The sequence below is a fragment of the Streptomyces sp. KM273126 genome (assembly GCF_004337435.2).
In the GTDB taxonomy this organism is placed as follows: Bacteria; Actinomycetota; Actinomycetes; order Streptomycetales; family Streptomycetaceae; genus Streptomyces; species Streptomyces acidicola.
In genome coordinates this window covers 1271792-1293811 of record NZ_SJXB02000002.1, presented here as the reverse complement: position 1 = coordinate 1293811, position 22020 = coordinate 1271792, and the positions used below count along the sequence as shown (strand labels likewise).

Here is a 22020-nt window from a genome sequence, read left to right as displayed (position 1 = left end):
TGAGGATGGGCGAGGTGGTCTACGACGAGCGCACGGTGCGGCGGGCCCGGTATGCCGTGGCTGCCGTGTTCGCGGTGCACGGTGCGGTCACCGGGTCGTTCGCCACCCGGGTGCCGTGGATCCAGGACCACGCCTCCGTCAGCCCGGGCGAGCTGGGTCTCGCGCTCGCCTTCCCGGCGTTCGGCGCGTCGGTGGCGATGCCCCTCGCCGGACGGATCAGCCATAGCTTCGGCGCCCGCACGGCACTGCGCGGCCTGATCTCGCTGTGGACGCTCGCCCTGGTCCTGCCGTCCCTCGCGCCCAACCTGTGGACGCTGTGCCTGGCCCTGTTCGTGTACGGCGCCACGGCCGGCATGGCGGACGTCGCGATGAACGCGCTGGGTGTGGACGTCGAGAACCGCCTGGGCAGGTCGATCATGTCCGGCCTGCACGGCATGTGGAGTGTGGGTGCGCTGATCGGTTCCGCGGCCGGCACGCTCGCCGCGCACCTGGGCTCGGACGCCCGCCTGCACCACGCGCTGGCCGCGGCGACACTCACCGTCCTCGCCCTGGCCGCCTGCCAGTGGGTGCTCGACCTGAGGCCCACCGAGGACGAGGAGCCGCCGCCGCACTTCGCGCTGCCGCCCAGGTCGGCGCTGCTCATCGGCGCGGTCGGGTTCTGCGCGGTGTTCGCGGAGGGCGCGAGCATCGACTGGTCGGCGGTCTACCTGCGCGACCAGCTGGGCACGTCGGCCGGTCTCGCCGCCGCGTGCACCACCGCGTTCATGCTGACCATGGCGCTGGCCCGGATCGCGGGTGACGCGATCGTGAACCGCTACGGCACGGTGCGCACGGTACGGGCGGGCGGTGTCCTGGCCGCGCTGGGCGGGCTCCTCGTCGTCGTGGCCGGGCACCCGGCGGTGGCGATGGCGGGCTTCGCGCTGATGGGTCTGGGCATCGCGGTCGTCGTACCGCTGTGCTTCGCGGCCGCCGGGCGCAGCGGCCCGAACGCGAGCCTGGCCATCGCGGGCGTCGCCACCATCACGTACACCTCGGGTCTGATCGCCCCGAGCGCGATCGGCACGCTGGCGCAGGCGACGAACCTGACGGTGTCGTTCGGGCTGGTCACGTTCCTGGCGTGCGGTCTCGTCGTCCTCGCGGGCGTGCTGCGCACGGGCGAGCGCGACCGCCCGAAGGTCACCGCTCCGGGTGGTGACCCGGCGGCTCAGCGCGCCAGGTCGTAGGCGTACCCGGGTGAGAACGCCCCCGCCGCGCCCTTGCAGCCGTCCGACTCGCCCGGCAGCTTGACCCACAGGTAGGCGTCGATACGTGCCTCTCCGGTGCTGAGGGTCGGCGGCCGGCCCAGCTTGCGGCCGGCCGGGTCGCACCACTCGCCGTCGGCGGGGCGCCGTTGCCGTTCCGGCTGGTGTCGATGACGGCGCCCAGGCCCGCGGGAGCGTCGAGGGCGTCCAGCACCTGCCGGGTGTAGGTGACCTCGGCGTTCGTGGGGTTGAAGTTGGACACGTTGCTGAAGACGCCGTCGGAGGACCCGGCCGAGGCGGCGCCCGCCTTGCCGAGGAGCGCGGCCTGTTTGTCCGGCGCGTTCCACTCGGAGTGGCCGGCGTCGTAGTACACCCGGGCCTTCGGGTTCGCCTCCTTCAGGACACGGCCGGCACGGGCCAGCGACGCGAACCGGTCGATGCGCTCGGCGGACGAGAGGCAGTCGGACTGGGCGATCGAGTCGGGCTCCAGGATCACGATCACCTCCTCCGAGCCGAGCCCGGCGGCGAACCTGTCGATCCACGCGTCGTACGCGTCGAGATCGGGCGCCCCGCCCTGCGAGGCACCGCCGCAGTCGCGGTCCGGGATGGCGTACGGCACGACGACCGGCACCCGCCCCTGCCCGGACCCGCCCGAGGTGACCGCGCTGACCCGGGCGGTGATGTCGGACGGCGTGTAGTCGGCGAACCAGACGGCGGCCGGATGGTCGGCGATCCGGGACTTGATGACCTCGTTCCGGGGGTCCGTCGGGTTGTCGGCGACCCAGTCGAGGACCTGGGAGTCGGGGTACCGGTAGAGGCGGGCCGACGCGGCGACGGTCTCCTTCGTCTTCGTCGCGGTGGGCGTCGGGCTCGGCTTCGAGGACGTCCTCGACGGGGACGGGGCGGCCGACGAGGGCGACGCGGGCGGCGGGGAGGGCTCAGGCGCGCTGGGCACGGCGGGCTTCGGCCGGAGGCTGGGCGAGCGGGTCGCCTGGGGGCGCGCCTCGTCGGTCCCGCGGTCGTCGTCCAGTGCGGAGACCATCCCGGTGATGCTTCCGACGGCGGCCACGACACAGGCCGCGGCGACCATGGCGCCGCGCCCGGCGGCGCGCCTGCGCTCGGCCCTGCGTGCGGCCAGGCGCTGGGCACGTAAGCCTGACACGTGGTGCACACCTCACTTTCCGCCGTGGGCGTTACCCCGATCCGGGGACGCGCCCGGCCCGGCGCTCCTGGCGTCAGCCTAGGGCTGGGACCCTGCCCCTATGGCGCAGTTGGAAGATCTCACCACTCCCGTCGACGGAGTCGTCGCCCGTATGCATGTCCTGGACGCCACCTTGCCGCGACACGACGGGGTCGCCGTCTTCAACCGTGTCTACCTGGCCGTCACGGAGGCGATCGACCGGTGCATCGACGGCGGGGGGTTCCCGGACGTCCGGGCGGCGATCACGCTGGATGTGCGGTTCGCCGAGCGCTATCTGCGGGTGGCGGAGGGAGGGCGTCCGCCCGCCTGTTGGCGGCCGCTGCTGCTGTTCCGGCGTCATCCCGGCGTACAGCCAATGCAGTTCGCGCTCTCGGGCATCAACGCGCACGTCGGGCACGATCTCGCGCTCGCCGTCGTGGACGCCTGTCGTACGCTCGGCTGCGAACCCGCCGAGCTGGAGGACGAGTTCGAGCTCGTGGGTGACATCCTCGTCTCGCTGGAGGAGCGCATCCGCGAAGAGCTGATGCCGGGTCCCGACCTCCTCCAGGTCGCCGATCCGCTCACGCACCTCGTCGGCTCGTGGAGTCTGGAGCGGGCCCGTGACGCCGCCTGGTCGGCGGCCCGCGCGCTGTGGGCGCTGCGCGGACTGCCCGACCTCGCGGAGGAGTTCACCGAGCGGCTGGACGCCGCGGTGGGGTTCGCGGGACGGATGCTGCTCACGCCACTGCCGGACTGATTCGGCCACTCCTGCCCCCGATCCGGGCGCCTGGCCCCAGAAATCCTGGATGCAGTTGTACGTTCAACAAAGACACACCTCTTGCGAAGGAGCTTGAGCATGGCGACGCGACTCGGACTCGGCCTTCCCCAGATGCGGCAGTACGACATCGGCAAGGACGTACCGGAGGTGGCGCGCACCGCCGAACAGATCGGTTACGACAGCCTGTGGGTCTTCGAACGGGCCCTCTTCCCCGAGCCGGCCACGCAGGGCCTGTACGGCATCGAGGGCCTGCCCTGGCCCGACGAGTACCGCCACGTGGCCGACCCGCTGGTCACCCTCACCCTGGCGGCCGCCGCCACGGAGCGCGCCCGCCTCGGGTCGAGCGTGCTGGTGGCCCCGCTGCACGTGCCGTTCCAGCTGGCCAAGGCCCTCGCCTCGCTGGACGCGGCGAGCGGCGGCCGGGTGATCGCGGGCCTGGGCACGGGCTGGTCGCACGACGAGTACGCGGCCGCGTCGGTCCGCCCCTTCGAGGAGCGCGGCCAGGTGCTGGACGAGGTGATCGAGGTCTGCCGCGCGGTGTGGGGCGCCGACCCGGTGTCGTACGACGGGCGGATCACGAAGATCGCCCCCGCCGTCGTGGGCCCCAAGCCCGCCCGGCCGATTCCGATCCTGCTCGCCGCCGCCTCCAAGAAGGCCCAGCGGCGGCTCGTCGACCACGCCGACGGCTGGCTGCCGGTGGCCATGGGCGTCGATCAGCTCGCCGCGCAGTGGCGGGAGTTGCAGGATCTCGCGGCCGAGCGCGGGCGCGAGGAGCCGCTCCAGACGGTGCTGCGGGCGAACGCGGTCTGGACGCCCAAGGCCTACGACGGCGCGAACCGTCAGCCCTTCCAGGGCGACGTCACCCAGATCGTCGAGGACCTCGCGGCCTACGCCGAAGTCGGCCTCGACGAGATCCTCATCGAACTGCAGGCCAACTCGCGGGACGCACAGGAGCTCAAGGACCTCGCCGCCGAGGTGTACGAGGGAGCGCGGGCCGCCGGGGTGTGAGACCCCGTCAGTCCTCGGGGAGTTCGACGGGGGCGATCTCGTCGAACACGTCGCCGGGCCCGGGGTTCGCCGGGTCCGTCGCCCCGCCGAAGTGACGCATGACGCCCCAGACCGCGTTCAGCGCGGTCTGGACGGCGCCCTCGGCCCAGCCCGCCGTCCAGGAGATGTCGTCACCGGCGAGGAAGACACCCCGCTGGTCCGTCGGCAGCCGGTCCTGCACGAAGTGTGTGAACAGGCGCCGCTGGTAGCGGTAGTGGCCGGGCAGGTTGGCCTTGAACGCGCCCATGAAGTACGGCTCGTTCTCCCAGGACACCGTCACCGGGCCGCCGATGATGTGCTTCCTGATGTCGACGCCCGGATAGATCTCGCCGAGCGACTTCAGCATGACCTCCATCCGCTCGTTCGCGGACAGGGGCAGCCACTTCAGGCTGTCGTCGCACCAGGTGTACGACAGACAGATCACGGCGGGCCTGTCCGGGCCGTCGTCGAGGAGGTAGGTCCCGCGCGTCATACGGTCGGTGAGGGTCATCGACATGACGTCACGGCCGGTCGGGTTTCCGCTGTCGTCGACGGCCTTGTCCCGCCAGAAGGGCCTGTCGACCGGCACGAAGAGCTTGCTGGACTCCATGTAGTGGGTGCGCTCGATGGCGGTCCAGTGGTCGATCGGGAAGAGCGACTCGTCGCAGTCGATCTTCGAGAGCAGCATCCAGGACTGGGCGGTGAAGACGGCCGCCCGGTACGTACGGATGTCGCCGTTCGCGTCCGTCACCGTGACCCGGTTGCCCGCGGTGCGGTGCAGCCGGGTCACGGCCGGGCGCGGCTCGCCGTTCACGTGCAGCGACTTCAGTGAGGTCCCGTACGGCCAGTGCACGATCTTCCCGGGCTCGCGCTCCCACAGGCGCAGCGGCAGTTGCTGCGAGCCGCCGACGATGCCGCGGTGGTGGTCGTCCGCCTCCGTGTAGACGACACGCAGGATCTCCAGGATGGAGTTCGGGAAGTCGGTGTCCCAGCCCCCCGTGCCGAAGCCGACCTGACCGAAGATCTCGCGGTGCCGGAAGGACCTGAAGGCCTCCGACTCGCACAGGAAGCCGTAGAAGGTCTGGTTGTCGAGCTTCTCGACGAGCTTCGACCAGATCTCACGGATGCGCGGGACGTCACGCTCACGCATGGCGCGGTTCATGTCCGAGAAGTCGGCGCCCTCTTCGAGACACTTGTTCCAGGCATCGGCCACGTCCCGGTAGACCTGCGGCAGATCGTCGATCGTCTCCGCGTAGTGCGACTCGCCCTTGAGGTCGACGACGGTCGAAGGAGTGACTTCCGCAAGGGGGTTGGGGAAGGGGCGGGTCTCCAGGCCGACCAGGTCGATGTAGTGCTGGAGCGCCGTGGACGACGGCGGGAAGCGCATCGCGCCCATCTCGGCGGTCAGGGACGGGTCACAGCCCTCGAACCCCACGGTCCGCAGCCGCCCGCCGATCCGGTCGGCCTCGTACACGACGGGCTTGAGCCCCATCTTCATCAGCTCGTACGCGGTCACGATCCCGGACAGCCCACCGCCGATGACCGCGACCTCCGCGCCGTGCCCGGTCGCGGGGATCTGGCCCAGGCCCGCTGGATGGGCGAGGAAGTCGTCGTACGCGTACGGGAAGTCCGGCCCGAACATGGTGATGGGCGGCGGCTGGTCGTCTGCGTGCCGGCCGGGGTTGGGCACCGTGGACGTCATGGGGTACGGGCTCCTTGCACAGGGAGGCTGGGGGAAGGCTGAGGACTGAGGGAAGACAGGGGAAGGCTGACGGCGCGGCAAAGGCCCGGCGGTTCAGGTGAGGGACCCGTACAGGCCTGGACGCCGGTCCTCCAGATACGGGTTCGCCCGGCGGGAGGCGGCGAGGAAGGCGGGGTCGACGTCGGCGAGGAGCAGTTGCTCACCACGGCCGGCACGGGCGTGGGCGACCCCGTCGGGACCGGCCAGCGTGGAGAGCCCGACGAAGTCGAACTCGCCTTCCCGGCCGACCCGGTTGACGTACGCGACGTACATCTGGTTCTCGAAGGCACGCACCGGGACCATCGACTCGGCGACGAACCGGAACGGGTGCATCTGGGCCGTGGGCACCAGAAGGAGGTCCGTGCCGGCGAGAGCGTGGGCGCGGACGTTCTCCGGGAACTCGACGTCGTAGCAGATCATGATCCCGAGGCGGAGGCCGCCCAGTTCGGCCTGGACGACCGGCTGCTCCCCCGGCGTGAAGTGGTCGCGCTCGAAGCAGCCGTAGAGGTGGGTCTTGCGGTAGTTCGCCAGCCGGATGCCGTCGGCGGAGACGAGCTGGGCCGAGTTGAAGACCTGGTCCCCGGCGCGCTCGGGGTAGCCGTAGGCGACCGCGAGGCCGTGCCGCCGGGCGGTCTGCGCGATCGCGTCGGCAGAGTCCCCGTCGGCGGGCTCGGCCAGCCGCGCGATGCCGTCGCCGATCGCGTATCCGGTCAGGAACATCTCCGGCGCCACCAGCAGCCCGGCTCCCGCGGCCGCCGCGCGCCCCGCGGCCTCGTCGAGCACCTGGAGGTTCTCGGCGACCGCGCCGGGGCGGCCGGAGCTCTGGAGCAGGGCGGTGCGCATGCGTGTTCCTCACCTGGGCGAAGGGGGGTTGGGGGCCGTCTGCCGGGCCACTGAGACGCTACGGTCGCCCGGCTCGGCCGGACAAGCAGCAGCCGTTGCGCGCCGGTGAACGATCCATTGCGTGGCGCACGGGTCCGGCGGCGATTCGTTGTGCGACGGGAAAGACAGCCGTCCACGACAGGCACCGGCGACTTCACCGTCGTGCCGTGACACCTGAGCTTCCAGCCGCCAGCAGCAGCGCGGTCACCAGGTACGGCGCCGCGAACACGGCGAAAACGGTGCCGTGCGCGTGGGCCGAGCCGAGCATCGCGTACGCGCCGTACACGGTGATCGTGGCGAGTTCGGTGCCCACACCGGCGACCGAGGTCAGGGTGGCCCGTCCCGAGCTGCCGATGCGCTGCTGGAGCCGGACATCGGCCAGCACGGTGGCCAGTTGGAAGCCACCGAAGGCAAGGGCCACGAGGGCGAGGCCGGACGGTGTCCGCGCCACCGCGCCCACGGCCAGGGCCAGCGCCGAGGCGGCCAGCAGCCCGGCGAGCCCGGCCGTGCCCAGGCGTTCGCCCGCCCCGGCCAGCAGGCTCCCCACTGTGGCTCCCGCCCAGATCAGCAGGAGCAGGTAGGGAACCGTCTCCTCGGCCACACCCGTGTCCCGCGCCAGCAGCGGTGTGTACTCGTCGAGCGCACCCCACACGGCGCCGACGGCCGGAACGAGCAGCAGCGCTCCGCGTACGGAACGATCGCGGCGGGCTTCCGCGAGTCCCGTCCGCAGGGTGGTGAGGGTCGTGGCCCAGCTGTCGCCCCGAACGGTGGCGGTCCGGTGTTCCGGGAACCGGCTCGCCACGGCCGCGGTCAGCGAACAGGCCAGCACGGTGGCCAGCCCCACGGCCGGGTACCCGCCGAACGCGAGCACCGGCCCGGCCAGCGCCATGGACGTCACCACTCCGACCAGCCCGGCGGCGTGGGCCCGGCCCATGACCCGCGCGTAACGGTCGGCCGCGCCGAGCCGTTCGAGCTCCTCGTACACGAGCGCCTCCAGCGCACCGGAGCCGAGGGCGCCCCGGATGCCCCAGAGCACGAATCCGGCGGCGAACGCCTCGTACGAGGGGACGAGCACCCACAGGGCGAAGCCGACGGCGCCGAGGAGCGGCCCGAGCCACAGCAGCGTCCGCCTGGAGACGGCGTCGGCCCAGGCCCCGGACGGGACCTCGACGAGGACGCCGGTCAGCGACCACAGCATGAACAGGGAGGAGATCTGCCAGACGGACAGACCGGTGTCGACGAACAGCAGCGCGTACACCGGGTAGAGCAGGACGAGGTCGTCGAGGAACGAGTAGCCGTACAGCGTGGCCGTGAGCCGCCGGACACCGGTGGCAGGCACGCGCTCGGGTGAGAGTGTCATGAGGCCTTCCCGCAGGGACAGTTCGGACGCCGGATGAACGGCGCCCGAGGCGGCCCTCGGGAGGCACGGCTGCTGGATCAATGTCGCCAGGTCATGTGACCGATCTTAAACGGAGGTCCGCGCCTCTGTAAGGGGCGCGGGGCTGCTCTGCAAAGGGCGCGGGGCTGTATCGATGTGCCCCGCGTTGTACCCCCGCGTTCCTAGGCCGGCGCTCCGGACGAGAACCTCCGCAGCAGCGGCGACAGCACCAGCACGGACTTGGTCCGCTCCACGAACGGCTCCCCCGCGATCCGCTCCAGCACCCGCTCGAAGTGCCGCATGTCGGAAGCGAAGACCTGCACCACCGCATCGGCCTCACCGGTGACCGTGGAGGCCGCCACGACCTCCTGGTACCGCTCCAGCCCGCGCTGGATCGTCTGCGGCGACGTGTTGCGTCGGCAGAAGATCTCGACGAACCCCTCGGTCTCCCAGCCGAGCGCGGCGGGATCAACACGCACCGTGAAGCCGGTGATCGCTCCCGTGGCTCGCAACCGGTCCACGCGCCGTTTGACGGCGGGCGCGGACAGGCCGACCAGCTGGCCAATGTCCGCATACGAGCGGCGGGCGTCCTCGGCCAGGGCGTGCACGATGCGTTCGTCGAGATCGTTCAGCACTGCGGGTGGTTCACTTCTCCGGAGTTGCAGGACGGGTGCGGCGACAGCCGTGACTGAAGTAGAACACGAGCCCGGCGGGCACCTTCCCCTCCAGGTCGCTCAGCTCCAGCTGGCGTGCAACGGCTGGCCCTCGGCGTAGCCGGCGGCGCTCTGGATGCCGACGACGGCCCGCTCGGCGAACTCGTCCAGGGAGGCGGCGCCCGCGTAGGTGCAGGAGGAGCGGACGCCCGCGATGATCGAGTCGATCAGGTCCTCGACGCCCGGGCGGGCCGGGTCGAGGAACATGCGCGAGGTGGAGATGCCCTCCTCGAACAGGGCCTTACGGGCCCGGTCGTAGACGGACTCGTCCGACGTGCGGTTGCGGACGGCACGCGCGGAGGCCATGCCGAACGACTCCTTGTAGAGGCGCCCGCCCGCATCCTGCTGGAGGTCGCCCGGCGACTCGTACGTCCCCGCGAACCAGGACCCGATCATGACGTTCGACGCGCCGGCCGCGAGGGCCATGGCGACGTCGCGCGGGTGCCGTACGCCGCCGTCGGCCCACACGTGCTTGCCGTACTTGCGTGCCTCGGCCGCGCACTCCAGGACGGCCGAGAACTGGGGGCGGCCCACTCCGGTCATCATGCGGGTGGTGCACATGGCGCCGGGGCCGACGCCGACCTTGACGATGTCCGCACCGGCCTCGATGAGGTCACGGACGCCCTCGGCGGCGACGACGTTGCCCGCCACGATCGGCACCGTCGGATCGAGCGCCCGGGCCGTCCTGATGGCACTGATCATCGACTCCTGGTGGCCGTGCGCCGTGTCGATGACGAGGGTGTCGACGCCCGCGTCGAGGAGCTGCTTGGCCTTGCCCGCCACATCGCCGTTGATACCGACGGCGGCGGCTATGCGCAGCCTGCCGCCCGCGTCCGTGGCAGGCGTGTAGAGCGTGGCGCGCAGGGCGCCCTTGCGGGTCAGGATGCCGGCCAGCCTGCCGTCGGCGTCGACGGCGGGGGCGTAGCGGCGGTTGGCGCCGTCGAGGGTGTGGAAGGCCTCACGCGGGTCGATGGTCGCGTCGAGAAGCAGCAGGTCCCTGGACATGACCTCGGCGAGCTGCGTGAAGCGGTCGACGCCGGACAGGTCGGTGTCGGTGACGACGCCGACCGGCTTGTGGTCCTCGTCCACGACCACGCCGGCGTTGTGGGCGCGCTTCGGCAGCAGCGCCAGGGCGTCGGCGACGGTCTGGTGGGGACCCAGGACGATCGGGGTGTCCAGGACGTGGTGGCGGCCCTTCACCCAGGAGATGACCTCGGTGACGACCTCGATCGGGATGTCCTGTGGGATGACGACGAGCCCGCCCCGCCGGGCGACGGTCTCGGCCATGCGACGGCCCGCGATGGCGGTCATGTTGGCCACGACGATCGGGATGGTGGTGCCCGACCCGTCCAGGGAGGCGAGGTCCACGGCCTGGCGGGAACCGACCGCGGAGCGGCTCGGCACCATGAAGACATCGTCGTAGGTCAGGTCGTACGCGGGCTGGATGTCATTGAGGAAACGCACGTGCTGCACATCCCAGTCGTTCAGAGGTGGCCCCCGGACAGGTCAGTCAGGGGGAAGAGCACGTACTTCATTTTCCCATGACGGCCGGTATGCGTGGCGCGGACAAATCGTCCAGAGTGGCCGGGGCGGCCTAGGAGGATCCTCCGAGAGCGAGCACCACCCGCAGCGGGGTCTCCGTGTCGCGCCAGCGGTCGCCGGCCTCGCCGAGCACCTCCTGCGCGATGCCCCAGTCGTGCGGCACCGCCAGGGCGAACTCCTGCCAGCCGGTGACCACGACCAGTCGCCCCCGCGCGGGCGGGGCCCACGACAGGTCGCCGAGGCAGTCGGCGAGGGCGTCCCAGTTCCGGCCGAAGTAGTCGGGCAGGTCCAGGGCGCGGGCGCAGCGGTCCATGAAGGCGGACTTGTCGGTGACGCCCGCGAGGTCCAGCTCGATGTGCGTCCAGCCACTGGCGACCAGCGCCTCCGCGAGCGTGCCGTCGCTCATCTCAGCCCCGTCCCGATCGAGTCGTAGTGATCACCGGTCCAGCACACTGCGCTGGGGGTGCGCCCCGGAAGGGGCGCGGTGCTGTGCCGCATGTGCGGCTCCGCCGCGATGGGGGTCCCCACACGGACCCCGACCGGGCGGACGAGGCCCACCGGCTACGCGCGGAGCGCATCGTCCGGGTCCGTACGGTTGAGCGCGGACCGCGGTGCCGGTCCCGCCGTCAGCAGGGCGTCCGCCGCCGCCGTGTCCGTGACGAGGCTGGTCACCAGCCCCGACCGCAGCACGGCGTCGATCGCCGCTGCCTTCCGCTGCCCGCCCGCGATCGCGACGACCTCGGGGATACGGCGCAGCTGGTCGGCCTTGACGGTGATGCACCGCTCCCCCAGGTCCCGTCCGACCCGGCGTCCCTCGGCGTCGAAGAGGTGCGCGGACATCTCGGCGGCGACACCGAGGGACGCGTAGTGGGCGCGCTCCTCCTCGGTGAGCATGTCGTGCACCGTCGAGATGCCCGCCTCCCAGGAGCCGATGGAGACGCAGGCGACCGTGACCTTGTCGAAGTACTCGAAGGCACGGGCGATGCCGGTCTGGTGGCGCAGCGCGGCCGCGGTCGCCGCGTCCGGCAGCAGCATCGGCGCGTAGATGGGGTGGGCGTCTCCGCCGGAGACCTGGGCGGCCCGGCGGACGGCCTCCACAGAGCCGCGCTCGGCGGTTCCGGCGTCGTACACGCCCGTCAGCTGCACCACCGTGCAGGGCGGCAACCGGTCGAGGGCGGCCGCCATGTGGATGGTGGAACGCCCCCAGGCGAGCCCGAGGACGTCGCCCTCGGTCACCAGTTCGCCGAGGAGATCCGCGGCGACCTCACCGAGGTTCTCCGGGTCGGGCGACTCCTCGGCCTCGGCCGGCGACTCGACCACCACGGCGTGCCTGAGGCCGTAGCGGGCGCGCAGCGCGTCGGAGCGCTCGGCGTCCAGCTCGGCGGGGACGCGGATCTCGATGCGCACGAGATCTCGTTCGAGAGCGGTCTCCAGGACCCGGGCCACCTTGAAGCGGCTGACGCCGAACTCCTCGGCGATCTGGATCTTGGACTTTCCCTCAAGGTAGAAGCGGCGGGCCATCGCCGCCGCCTGCACCAGCTCAGCGGGTCCCATCCGCATGGCTGACCGGCCCGCCGACATACCCGACACGGCCATCTCCTCACTGCTGTTCACACTCTGGATACGTCGTTCATCCTTGCAGATCCGACGTATTCGATCAGCCCGGATGGGTGGCGTTCACGTGGTCTTGGCCCAGTGGTCGCGCGTCCCCCGGATTTCTGCGCCCACTGATCGGACGTTCCCGCGGCTCCGTGGGTTTCCTGATCAACGCTCCGCAACCCCTGTGAGGTTCCTGAACGCGGCCGTCCTCCTGCGGCTGCCGGCCCGGTGGGTGCTCAGTGGGCGCACGCCCAGGCCGCCGCGGCCGTCGCCGACTGGGCCTGGGCGCGCAGGGCCCGTACCGCCTCGGCGGGGTCCTCGGCCCCGTACACCGCCGAGCCGGCCACGAAGACGTCCGCGCCCGCGTCGGCGCAGCGCTCGATGGTGGAGGCCGAGACGCCGCCGTCGACCTGGAGCCACAGTTCGAGGCCGTGCTTGGTGATCAGTTCACGGGTGCGGCGGATCTTGGGGAGCATGATGTCGAGGAACGACTGCCCTCCGAAGCCCGGCTCGACCGTCATGATCAGCACCATGTCGAGCTCGGGAAGCAGGTCCTCGTACGGCTCGATGGGCGTCGCGGGCTTCAGCGCCATGGAGGCCCGGGCGCCCTTGGCCCGGATCTCACGGGCGAGCCGCACGGGTGCGGCGGCCGCCTCTGCATGGAACGTGACGGAACCGGCACCCGCCTCGACGTACTGGGGCGCCCATCGATCGGCGTTCTCGATCATCAGGTGGCAGTCCAACGGAGTCTCCGTCGCGCGGGCGAGCGACTCCACGACCGGCACGCCGAGCGTGAGGTTCGGGACGAAATGGTTGTCCATCACGTCCACATGGAGCCAGTCGGCACCTTCGACCGCCTTCGCCTCCTCGGCGAGGCGGGCGAAGTCGGCGGACAGGATGCTGGGGTTGATCTGCACGGCCATGCCCTAAGCCTCCCATGTCCGCCGGAGGGCTGGGGCATCGGTCCTGGGTGGGACCGGCAGTGCGGAATCCACGGGCCTGATCAGGCGATCCGGCGGATGAGGGCCAGATACATCGCGTCCGTGCCGTGCAGGTGCGGCCACAGCTGGACGTCCGGGCCCTCGCCCAGGTCCGGTACGCCCTTCAGCAGCGGCCGGGCGTCGATGAGGTCGGCCGCTGAACCGTACTGCTTGAGGACGTCGTCGACGACCGCGCGGGTCTCGGCGAGATGCGGTGAACAGGTGGCGTACCCGACGACACCGCCGACGCGCACGGCGTCGAGTGCGGTCCGCAGCAGTGCGCGCTGGAGCGGCGCGAACCCGTCCAGGTCCTCGGGCCGCCTCCGCCAGCGTGCCTCGGGCCGCCTGCGGAGGGCACCGAGTCCCGTGCAGGGCACGTCCATCAGCACCCGGTCGAAGGTGCCCGGCCGCCACGGCGGGCGCGTACCGTCAGCGGCGATGACCTGATACGGCCCGGGATTGCCGTCCAGTGCCTTCGCGACGAGCCCGGCCCGGTGGGGCTGCTTCTCGGAGGCGAGCAGCACGGCGCCCCGCTCGGCGGCGAGCCCGGCGAGCAGGGCGGCCTTCCCGCCGGGTCCGGCGCACCCGTCCAGCCACGCCTTGTCGGGGCCCTCCAGGGGAGCGGCCGCAAGGGCGAGCGCGACGAGTTGGCTGCCCTCGTCCTGCACGCCCGCACGGCCCTCGCGTACGGCGTCGATGGCGCCCGGCTCACCGCCCTCGCTGAGCCGCACGGCATACGGCGACCAGCGCCCCGGCGTCGCGGCCTCGTCCCCGAGTGCGTCGAGCAGCTCATCGGCGGTGGCGCGCCCCGGCCGGGCGACGAGGGTGACCTCGGGACGCTCGTTGTCGGCTTCGAGGAGCCGCTCGATGCCCGCGCGGCCGCCGCCGAGGGAGTCCCACAGGGCGGAGACGACCCAGCGGGGATGCGAGTGCACGACGGCGAGATGGTCCTCCGGGTCGTCCCCGTAGGGCGGCGCGACCCGCTCCAGCCATCCGTCGAGGTCGTGCTGCGCGACCTTCCGCAGCACGGCGTTGACGAACTTGGCCCGCCCGTCACCGAGGACGACACGCGCGAGCTCGACGGAGGCGGATACGGCGGCGTGGCTGGGAATCCGCGTCCCGAGCAACTGGTGCGCCCCGAGACTCAGCACGTCCAGCACGGGCGGGTCGACCTCCCGCAACGGCCGGTCGACACAGGCCGCTATGACGGCGTCGTACGTGCCCTGCCGCCGCAGCGTCCCGTACACCAGCTCGGTGGCCAGCGCCGCGTCGCGCCCGTCGAACTTGTCGGGTCCCTCTTTTTCCCGCGCCTTGCGCAGCAGCGGCGGCAGCACGAGATTCGCGTACGCGTCCCGCTCGTCCACCGCCCGCAGCGCCTCGAAGGCGAGGATGCGGACGGGGTCCTTCTGGGGCCGGCGGTAGGGCTTGCCCGGCCTGCGCGGCCGACGGGACTGCTCACTCACGAAAAAGGTGCTCCGGAAATCAGGGTGGGGACACGCGTCAAGCGACGCGTCAAGCGTACGTCGCGCCTGGACAGGCGGGAGTTCGACGACCGTGGCCTACGCCCCGAGGGTCTCTCCGTCGTCGATGCGCACGCCGCGGGCCCAGTCCGCCGCCCGCATCGGCTTCTTGCCCTGAGCCTGCACCCACAGCAGCTCGACGGCGTACGAGCCGGTGCCCGCGTACACGTTGTTCTTGCCGACGGCCAGGGCGCCCGGGGCGAGGTCCCCACGGTCCGGCACGAGCGCGACCTGGATGAGCTTGAGCCGCTCGCCCCGGAACGCCGTCCACGCACCGGGCGCGGGCGTGCACCCGCGCACCACCCGGTCGACGCGCAGGGCCGGAGCGGACCAGTCGACGTGCGCGTCCTCCACGGTGATCTTCGGCGCGAGGGTGACGCCCTCGGCGGGCTGCGGTACGGCCTTGAGCGTGCCGTCCTCGATCCCGTCCATCGTCGCGGCCAGCAGCCCGGCGCCGGCGAAGGCCAGCCTGGTGAGGAGGTCGCCGCTGGTGTCGGTGGGGCGGATCTCCTCGGTGACGGTGCCGTAGACGGGACCGGAGTCCAGTCCCTCCTCGATCAGGAAGGTCGACGCCCCGGTGATCTCGTCCCCCGCCATGAGGGAGTGCTGCACGGGGGCGGCTCCGCGCCAGGCGGGAAGCAACGAGAAGTGCAGGTTGACCCACCCGTGCGCGGGGATGTCGAGGGCGACGCGGGGCAGCAGGGCGCCGTACGCCACCACGGGAGCGCAGTCCGGCGCGATCTCCCGGAGCCGGGCCAGGAACTCCTCGTCCCGGGGCCGGCTGGGCTTCAGCACCTCGATGCCGGCCTCCTCCGCCCGCTGCGCGACGGGGCTCGCGATCAGCCGCCGCCCGCGCCCCGCCGGCGCGTCCGGCCGCGTGACGACGGCGGCCACCTCGTGCCGCCCGGAGGCGATCAGGGCGTCCAGAGCGGGAACGGCGACCTCGGGGGTACCGGCGAAGACGAGCTTCATGGGTGACTGTCGGCCTCTCGGGCGGGAGTTCGGATCGGCCCCGGCGTCTCCGGCGACCGGTGTGCGGGGCAGCACACCAGTCTATGGCGGTGTGCTGCGAGCCCCGACAGCGCACTCGCAGGGGCGGCCGCGGCGGAAAGCACGACCTCAGGGGGCGTACGCAAAACGCCCTTACGCCCCGCAGCGTGACCACAAACCCGGAGGCGCGTTGGTCAAGAAAGAGTTGACCAAACAGGCCGCATTCGCGGCCCATCCTTCAACGCCGGTTCGAGAGGCTTGTTCATGGCCGACCACGCAACCCACGACGCCCAGGCTCGGGCCAGCCTGCACTTGCTGGTGCGGGACATCGAGCGGGTCCGCCGGCAGGTGGACGCACTACGCACCCTGACCGCCCAGCTGGGCAATGTCTACCGCCCGCGCCGCTCCGGCCCCTCCACGGGATTCGTCGTCTACGGACGTGCCCCCGCCCCGACCGTCCGCCTCGCCCAGGAGCTGCGGGACAGCGTCGAGACCCTGGTCACGGCCGCCGTGGACTTCGACCGCTCACTGGGTTTCTCGTGGGACGCAGTGGGATCGGCGCTCGGAGTCACCAAACAGGCCGTGCACCGTCGTTACGGCGCCCGCCGCGCCGCCACCCAGGCCGCGGCGGAAGCCGAGCGCACCGCGGAACCGTCGGGCACACGCACGGTCAATGTCGGCACCGGCATGCCCGGAGTGCCCACGGTCCCGGCCGCCCGCTCGATGCCGACGCAGCCCACCGCCGGCAGCCCGACACTCCGCGACGAGGTAAGGCCCACGGCCTTCCCGGGGCCCCGCAACGGCTGACCCACTTCCCGCTGACTGCCTCCCGGTTCCGAACCGGGAGGCAGTGGCACACCCGGCACACGGCACCCGGCACCCGAACCACCGCGGCACGTCTCGGTGGTCAGCCGATGTCAAGCGGATCGATCCGGACCCGCACCGCCTCAACCCCACTTCCCCCACGCGCCATTCGAGCCGCCAGCGCACTCTTCAACGCGGCGGCCAGCACGGCCCCGCTCCCCGGTGGCACCCGGACGAGCGCCCGCTCCCACCGCTCCCCCGGCGGTGGCGCCCCGACCTTACGAGGCCGCCCGGCATCCGTGACGGGTATCGGAACAGGGCCCAGCACCTCGGCATCACGCGGTAGTTCGGCCTCGGCCAGGAGTTCGGCCACCGCCTCCGCCGTACCCGACACCGCGGCCATCCGCGACACCGGCGGAAATCCCAGCTCGGCCCGCTCGGCCAGCTCCCGCACGGCGTGCCCGACAGGGTCCCACCGTACGAGCGCCTGCACGGGGCGCAGCGTCGGTTCGGCGACGACCACGACCGTGCCGCCGGCTCCCTGGTCCCGTACGAGCACGGCGGCCCCGATCCACCGCCGCAACGCGTCCTCCCCGGCCCGCAGATCGGGGCGGCCGAGCATGGCCCAGCCGTCCAGCAGCAGGGCGGCCGCGTACCCGCCCTCGGCGACCGGCTCGGCGCCCGGCGTGCTCACCACCAGTGCGGGCGCCCCGGACACGGTGTCCAGGACCTGCTCCCGGCCAGAGGTCCGCACCGGCACCGTGGGGAAGGCCCGCCCGAGCTCCTCGGCGGTCCGCCGCGCCCCGACGACCTGCGCCCGCAGCCTAAAGCCCCCGCACTCCGGACAGTGCCAGGCGCCCTCCTCGCGCCCGCACCACCCGCAGCACAGAGCGCCGCCCCCGGCGTCCTGGGCCTGAAGCGGTCCGGCACACCATCGGCACCGCGCCGGCTCCCGGCAGCGCGCACACGCCAGCCTCGGCACGTACCCCCGCCGTGGCACCTGCACCAGCACCGGCCCGTGCCGCAGCCCGTCCCGGACCACCTGCCAGGCGAGGCTCGGCAGCCGGGCCGCCCGTGCGGCCTCGTCCCGCGCCAGCTCGGCATCGCCCACCGTCCGCACGAGCGGCGCGGTGGCCCGCACCTGCTCCCGGTCGGCGACGAGTGGCGCGGCCCAGCCACTCTCCACGAGCTGCGCCGCCTCGACGGTGCAGCTCCAACTCCCCAGCAGAAAGGCGCACTTGTCCCGGGAGGACCGCAGCTCCAGCACCTCGCGCACATGCGGAAACGGGGCGCGGTCATCACTGTGACTGGTATCGCCGTCATCCCAGACGACCACCAGCCCGAGATCACGGACGGGTGCGAACATGGCAGCCCGCGTCCCCACCACGGCCCGTACGGCCCCCCGCCGCACGGCCAGCCACTCCCGGTACCGCCGCTCAGGCCCGGCGTCGGCGGTGAGGACAGCATGCTGCCCCTCGCCCAACAGCTCCCGCAGCGCGGAGTCCACCCGCGCGACGGGGCGCCCGGCAGGCAGGACGACGAGCGCCCCCCGTCCCGATGCGAGCGTGGCCTGCACGGCCCGCGCTATCTCCTCGGCCCACTGCGGCCCGGGCAACGCGGTCCACACGGCACGGGGCGCTCCCCCCGAGGCCAGGGCCTTCAGGAAATCCGCTCCCCTCCCGTACCTCCGCCAGGACCCCGGCTCCGGCGCTGCGGGCGGCGGAGGCGGATCGCCCGTCTCCCGGGCCTCGGCCTTCCCATGGCGCGGCGGAACGGCCAGCTGCAGCACATCCGCCAGGCTCCCCGCATACCGGTCGGCGACGGCCCGGGCGAGCCCCAGCAACTCGGGACCGAGGACGGGCTCGGGCGACACGACCTGCGCCAACGCGGCGAGCGGCCCGGCGTAGTCCGACTCGGCGACCCGCTCGATGAGGAAACCCGTCGATCAGCGAGCCGCCCTCTCGCCTCCCTCCCGCACATTCCGCCCCCCGGCCCCGAACCGCACCCGGACCCGCACCCCCGGCTGGGCCACGGCATCGAGCTCCTCCGGCACCGCGTAGTCGAAGTACCGGTCGAGATGCAGCACCCCCTTGTCCACCAACACCCGAGCGACAGGCAGCTCCTTCGCCAGCGCGGCCCCCCGCCACGTCCGAGGCTTCGCCTTCGGCGCCTTGTTCTTCCGCACGGCCTCCCGAATGAGCGCGAGCTGCTCCGGCACCGCCCCGTGGGCGCCGCCGCTCCTCTGCCCGTTGTCGCTGCTCACGCTTGCATTCTTACCAAATCCCACTGACAACGCCGCCCGCCAAGATCACCCCACCGACCACCCTGGCCTCACTCTCCACCAGCACAACCTCCGCACCGGAAGCTCACACTCAGCTACCCCACAAGCCTGCCCCACCGGCCATTTCCACCGCCGATCCAGCCGCCACGAGCCGCCTGGGCCTGCCACGGCCCCCACCCCGGTATCAGAACTGGAAACGGGAAACTCCGCCGACCACCTTGCCCGCCCCACCGCACCCGGCAGACGCTGATGCGCGAAGACGGGCGTCCCTCGGTATCGGCGGCGTCGGCATGAGGGGGTTCACGTGCTGAAGCAGCCACAGATGTTCGGTCCCGAACTGCGCCGGTTACGGCTGGCCGCGGGACTGACGCCGACACAGCTCGCATCGTCCGTGCACTACAGCAAGGGCCGGCTCAGCAAGATCGAGACCGGGCAGAAACGTCCTACTGCGGAGTTCGCACGCCTATGTGACGCGGCACTCGACGCGGGTGGCTCCCTGGCAGCCCTGGTACCCGTCGCCCCGCGCCGTACCCGGTCCTCCGTCCGCGACGAGGAAGGAAGCATGTCACCACCCGATTCGTACGCACATCCCATTCCGGGAGAACATCCCGGAGGACATTCGGGCGGGCATTCGGGCGGGCATCCGGGCGGATCGTCCTGGAGCGCGCCGTCCCGTCGGCAGATGATGGCCGCCGGAGCCGCCTCCGTCCTTGGTGTTCGAGCCGGTGAGCGCACCCCGGTGCCGAGTGCTCCGTCTGAAGCCGACTCACTGACGAGCGCGTACCGCGAACTGCTCGGCCAGTACCGCCGCATCGGCCAGATGTCCCCGCCGGGCACACTGCTGCCGGTCCTGGCGGAACAGACGCGAGCTCTCCAAACGCTCTCCGCTAGCAGCGACACCCGCGTCGGCCGCGATCACCTCGCGCTGTCCGCCCGCTTCGCGGAGTTCACGGGCGTCGCGGCGCGTGCCCGGCAGCGCGACCCGTTCCCTCCCGGCACGCTGATCGAGCAGCCCGCTCCACCCGTCGTCGAGCGACGTGAACTCCACATCACCCGGGTCCCGTTGCCCAGCGCGGTTCCCGACTACGACTTCCTCTTCTCCGCCCGCGTCCGCTGGTGCCCGGTGGATCCCACCGCCACTGCCCAAATCACCAACCCCGGGGCGCCGGCCGTGGAGGCCGTGTTCGCCCGTGCCCGCACGATCACGTGGACTGTCGAACCGTTCCGCAGCTCTCTTGTGCAGCACGAACTCAACGGCGCGCTGGGGGTGATGGCGCCGGATCGCGAGAATCGAGTCCAGGCCATGGCTCTGGATGTCGTCCTCACCCTCTCGGAAGCGGACCAAGAGCGACTAGACCGGCTCGCGGCGATCCGCAAGGACGAGGCGGTATGGGAACACCAGCGCAGGCATGAGCAGAACAAACGCGAGTACCTGAGCGGTGATGTCCTCACGAGCACGGGCAGCGCAGTCGTGTGGTGGCTCGCGAAGAACGACGACCACGTGGAGAAGACCGTCAAGGACATAGGCCTCCTGGCCCGGCTCTCATCGGCAGCGAACAACTCGGAGGTCTCCGCGCCCTTCCGGCACCTCGTTCCGGAGGCCTTCCCGCCGCCTCCGGTACCCGAGCGGCCTCCCAGCGCTCTCCAGCCCGACAAGCCGCCGGTCTTCGGGTCGCCCGAGGCTGATGTCGCGGGCCTGATCGCCGAGGCCTTCCGGCGGGTGGGATTCCGCCCCGGCGACGACGAGAGCCTCCTCATCGCCGATCAACTGGCGATGGCGATCGCTCCCAGGGACGCCGTGACCGCAGAGGAGATACGCCGTCGCTTCGGGGTCGGAGGCTCGCCGACGGCAGCGCACCCTCATTCCAATGGCTCCGGACCGCCGCAGATGCAGGACGCGGCAGAAGGCCCGTCCCAGCCCTTCTGACGCACCGAGGCCCGGTGTCCCCGCCGGGGCACACCGGGCCTTGTGAACTGCGGCGGCTTACAGCCCCACGGCCTCGCGCAACGCGTCCACCCGGTCCGTCCGCTCCCACGTGAAGTCGGGCAGCTCACGACCGAAGTGACCGTACGCCGCGGTCTGGGCGTAGATCGGGCGCAGCAGGTCGAGGTCGCGGATGATCGCGGCCGGGCGGAGGTCGAAGACCTTGGCGATGGCGGTCTCGATCTTTTCGGCGTCGACCTTGGCCGTGCCGAAGGTCTCGATGAAGAGGCCGACGGGCTCGGCCTTGCCGATGGCGTAGGCGACCTGGACCTCGCAGCGGGTGGCGAGGCCCGCGGCGACCACGTTCTTCGCGACCCAGCGCATCGCGTACGCCGCCGAACGGTCGACCTTGGACGGGTCCTTGCCGGAGAAGGCGCCGCCGCCGTGGCGGGCCATGCCGCCGTACGTGTCGATGATGATCTTGCGGCCGGTCAGGCCGGCGTCACCCATCGGGCCGCCGATCTCGAAACGGCCGGTCGGGTTGACCAGGAGGCGGTAGCCCTCGGTGTCCAGCTTGATGCCGTCGTCCAGCAGTGCCTTCAGCTCCGGCTCGACCACGAACTCCCGGATGTCGGGCGCCAGGAGCGAGTCCAGGTCGATGTCCGAGGCGTGCTGCGAGGAGACCACCACCGTGTCGAGGCGGACGGCCTTGTCGCCGTCGTACTCGATGGTGACCTGGGTCTTGCCGTCGGGGCGCAGGTAGGGGATCGTGCCGTTCTTGCGGACCTCGGAGAGGCGCTTCGACAGACGGTGCGCCAGGAAGATCGGCAGCGGCATGAGCGTGGGCGTCTCGTCCGTCGCGTAGCCGAACATCAGGCCCTGGTCGCCGGCACCCTGCCGGTCCAGCTCGTCCACATCGCCACCCGCGACGGCACCCTCGACCCGGGACTCGTACGCCGTGTCCACGCCCTGCGCGATGTCCGGGGACTGGGAGCCGATGGAGACCGAGACACCACAGGATGCGCCGTCGAAGCCCTTCTTCGACGAGTCGTACCCGATTTCGAGGATCTTCTCGCGGACCAGCTGGGCGATCGGCGCGTACGTCTTGGTCGTGACCTCGCCGGCCACGTGAACCAGGCCGGTGGTGATCAGCGTCTCGACCGCGACCCGGGAGTTCGGGTCCTCGCGCAGAAGCGCGTCGAGAATGGTGTCGCTGATCTGGTCAGCGATCTTGTCGGGGTGGCCCTCGGTGACAGACTCCGAGGTGAACAGGCGACGGGACACAACGCTCCCTGGGGTTGCAGCGGCTGCTGACTGATCATTGGCGGACGGGACGGGGGCTGCGCCCGACATCGTCCGAGAACAGTTTATCGGTTGGGCACAACCGCAGGCCTACCCGTCTCGCCTCTTGGGAGTGCTGTGACCTGCGGCACCTGCATTC

Annotated in this window: 16 protein-coding genes and 2 pseudogenes; 5 read left to right on the top strand and 13 right to left on the bottom strand. The window is 71.8% G+C overall.

Annotated elements, in window-relative coordinates; genetic code table 11:
- Positions 1–5: 5 nt before the first annotated feature.
- Positions 6–1223, top strand: a complete 1218-nt coding sequence (locus E0500_RS36300) for an MFS transporter (RefSeq protein WP_131564823.1) — start codon at positions 6–8, stop codon at positions 1221–1223.
- Here E0500_RS36300 and E0500_RS36295 read toward each other — a convergent pair.
- Positions 1205–2331, bottom strand: a pseudogene (locus E0500_RS36295) (glycoside hydrolase family 6 protein). The gene E0500_RS36300 and the pseudogene E0500_RS36295 overlap by 19 nt on opposite strands.
- Before the next feature lie 172 nt (positions 2332–2503).
- Here E0500_RS36295 and E0500_RS36290 point away from each other — a divergent pair.
- Together E0500_RS36290 and E0500_RS36285 are read left to right on the top strand one after the other, a co-directional pair.
- Positions 2504–3178, top strand: coding sequence for a DUF5995 family protein (locus E0500_RS36290; RefSeq protein ID WP_131564821.1), 675 nt, complete (start codon positions 2504–2506; stop codon positions 3176–3178).
- 99 nt (positions 3179–3277) lie between these two features.
- Entirely contained in the window at positions 3278–4207 is a 930-nt protein-coding gene (locus tag E0500_RS36285; RefSeq protein WP_131564819.1) for an LLM class F420-dependent oxidoreductase, read from the top strand.
- Positions 4208–4214: 7 nt separating this feature from the next.
- Here the strand turns inward: E0500_RS36285 and E0500_RS36280 are convergent, their stop codons facing one another.
- From E0500_RS36280 to fmt, 10 genes are all read right to left on the bottom strand, one after another.
- Positions 4215–5927: an NAD(P)/FAD-dependent oxidoreductase gene (locus tag E0500_RS36280; RefSeq protein WP_131564817.1), complete on the bottom strand. Its 1713-nt coding sequence runs from the start codon at positions 5925–5927 to the stop codon at positions 4215–4217.
- 93 nt (positions 5928–6020) lie between these two features.
- Positions 6021–6809, bottom strand: a complete 789-nt coding sequence (locus E0500_RS36275) for a carbon-nitrogen hydrolase family protein (protein WP_131564815.1) — start codon at positions 6807–6809, stop codon at positions 6021–6023.
- Between the two features lie 193 nt (positions 6810–7002).
- Positions 7003–8208, bottom strand: a complete 1206-nt coding sequence (locus E0500_RS36270; RefSeq protein ID WP_131564813.1) for an MFS transporter — start codon at positions 8206–8208, stop codon at positions 7003–7005.
- A gap of 200 nt (positions 8209–8408) precedes the next feature.
- Positions 8409–8861, bottom strand: coding sequence for an Lrp/AsnC family transcriptional regulator (locus tag E0500_RS36265; protein WP_131564811.1), 453 nt, complete (start codon positions 8859–8861; stop codon positions 8409–8411).
- A 99-nt stretch (positions 8862–8960) separates the two neighbouring features.
- On the bottom strand, positions 8961–10403 hold the full coding sequence (locus tag E0500_RS36260; RefSeq protein ID WP_165935042.1) for a GuaB1 family IMP dehydrogenase-related protein: 1443 nt from the start codon (positions 10401–10403) through the stop codon (positions 8961–8963).
- A 130-nt stretch (positions 10404–10533) separates the two neighbouring features.
- Positions 10534–10887: a barstar family protein gene (locus E0500_RS36255; RefSeq protein WP_131564808.1), complete on the bottom strand. Its 354-nt coding sequence runs from the start codon at positions 10885–10887 to the stop codon at positions 10534–10536.
- Positions 10888–11042: 155 nt separating this feature from the next.
- Entirely contained in the window at positions 11043–12095 is a 1053-nt protein-coding gene (locus tag E0500_RS36250) for a sugar-binding transcriptional regulator (RefSeq protein ID WP_165935041.1), read from the bottom strand.
- 221 nt (positions 12096–12316) lie between these two features.
- Positions 12317–13003, bottom strand: a complete 687-nt coding sequence (gene rpe / locus E0500_RS36245; protein WP_131564804.1) for a ribulose-phosphate 3-epimerase — start codon at positions 13001–13003, stop codon at positions 12317–12319.
- 80 nt (positions 13004–13083) lie between these two features.
- On the bottom strand, positions 13084–14523 hold the full coding sequence (locus tag E0500_RS36240; RefSeq protein WP_131564802.1) for a transcription antitermination factor NusB: 1440 nt from the start codon (positions 14521–14523) through the stop codon (positions 13084–13086).
- A gap of 96 nt (positions 14524–14619) precedes the next feature.
- On the bottom strand, positions 14620–15552 hold the full coding sequence (gene fmt / locus E0500_RS36235; protein ID WP_131564800.1) for a methionyl-tRNA formyltransferase: 933 nt from the start codon (positions 15550–15552) through the stop codon (positions 14620–14622).
- A 282-nt stretch (positions 15553–15834) separates the two neighbouring features.
- Here fmt and E0500_RS36230 point away from each other — a divergent pair, with 282 nt between their 5' ends.
- Complete coding sequence (locus tag E0500_RS36230; RefSeq protein ID WP_131564798.1) at positions 15835–16377, top strand: hypothetical protein; 543 nt, start codon at positions 15835–15837, stop codon at positions 16375–16377.
- A 100-nt stretch (positions 16378–16477) separates the two neighbouring features.
- Here E0500_RS36230 and E0500_RS36225 read toward each other — a convergent pair.
- Positions 16478–18427: pseudogene (locus E0500_RS36225) on the bottom strand (primosomal protein N').
- 532 nt (positions 18428–18959) lie between these two features.
- On the opposite strand from E0500_RS36225, the gene E0500_RS36220 reads away from it, so the two are divergent.
- Positions 18960–20582 carry a helix-turn-helix transcriptional regulator gene (locus E0500_RS36220; RefSeq protein WP_309505276.1) on the top strand — a complete coding sequence of 541 codons (1623 nt, stop codon included), beginning with the start codon at positions 18960–18962 and terminating at the stop codon, positions 20580–20582.
- A 57-nt stretch (positions 20583–20639) separates the two neighbouring features.
- Here the strand turns inward: E0500_RS36220 and metK are convergent, their stop codons facing one another.
- Positions 20640–21863 (bottom strand): methionine adenosyltransferase, encoded by a 1224-nt coding sequence (metK, locus tag E0500_RS36215; protein WP_131563082.1) that lies wholly within the window; start codon positions 21861–21863, stop codon positions 20640–20642.
- Positions 21864–22020: the final 157 nt, after the last annotated feature.

Coding starts and splice junctions, on each gene's coding strand:
- E0500_RS36230 (WP_131564798.1), top strand. CDS start 15,835: ATGGCCGACCACGCAACCCACGACGCCCAGGCTCGGGCCAGCCTGCAC.
- E0500_RS36290 (WP_131564821.1), top strand. CDS start 2,504: ATGGCGCAGTTGGAAGATCTCACCACTCCCGTCGACGGAGTCGTCGCC.
- fmt (WP_131564800.1), bottom strand. CDS start 15,552: ATGAAGCTCGTCTTCGCCGGTACCCCCGAGGTCGCCGTTCCCGCTCTG.
- E0500_RS36275 (WP_131564815.1), bottom strand. CDS start 6,809: ATGCGCACCGCCCTGCTCCAGAGCTCCGGCCGCCCCGGCGCGGTCGCC.
- E0500_RS36280 (WP_131564817.1), bottom strand. CDS start 5,927: ATGACGTCCACGGTGCCCAACCCCGGCCGGCACGCAGACGACCAGCCG.
- E0500_RS36300 (WP_131564823.1), top strand. CDS start 6: ATGGGCGAGGTGGTCTACGACGAGCGCACGGTGCGGCGGGCCCGGTAT.
- E0500_RS36255 (WP_131564808.1), bottom strand. CDS start 10,887: ATGAGCGACGGCACGCTCGCGGAGGCGCTGGTCGCCAGTGGCTGGACG.
- E0500_RS36270 (WP_131564813.1), bottom strand. CDS start 8,208: ATGACACTCTCACCCGAGCGCGTGCCTGCCACCGGTGTCCGGCGGCTC.
- E0500_RS36285 (WP_131564819.1), top strand. CDS start 3,278: ATGGCGACGCGACTCGGACTCGGCCTTCCCCAGATGCGGCAGTACGAC.
- rpe (WP_131564804.1), bottom strand. CDS start 13,003: ATGGCCGTGCAGATCAACCCCAGCATCCTGTCCGCCGACTTCGCCCGC.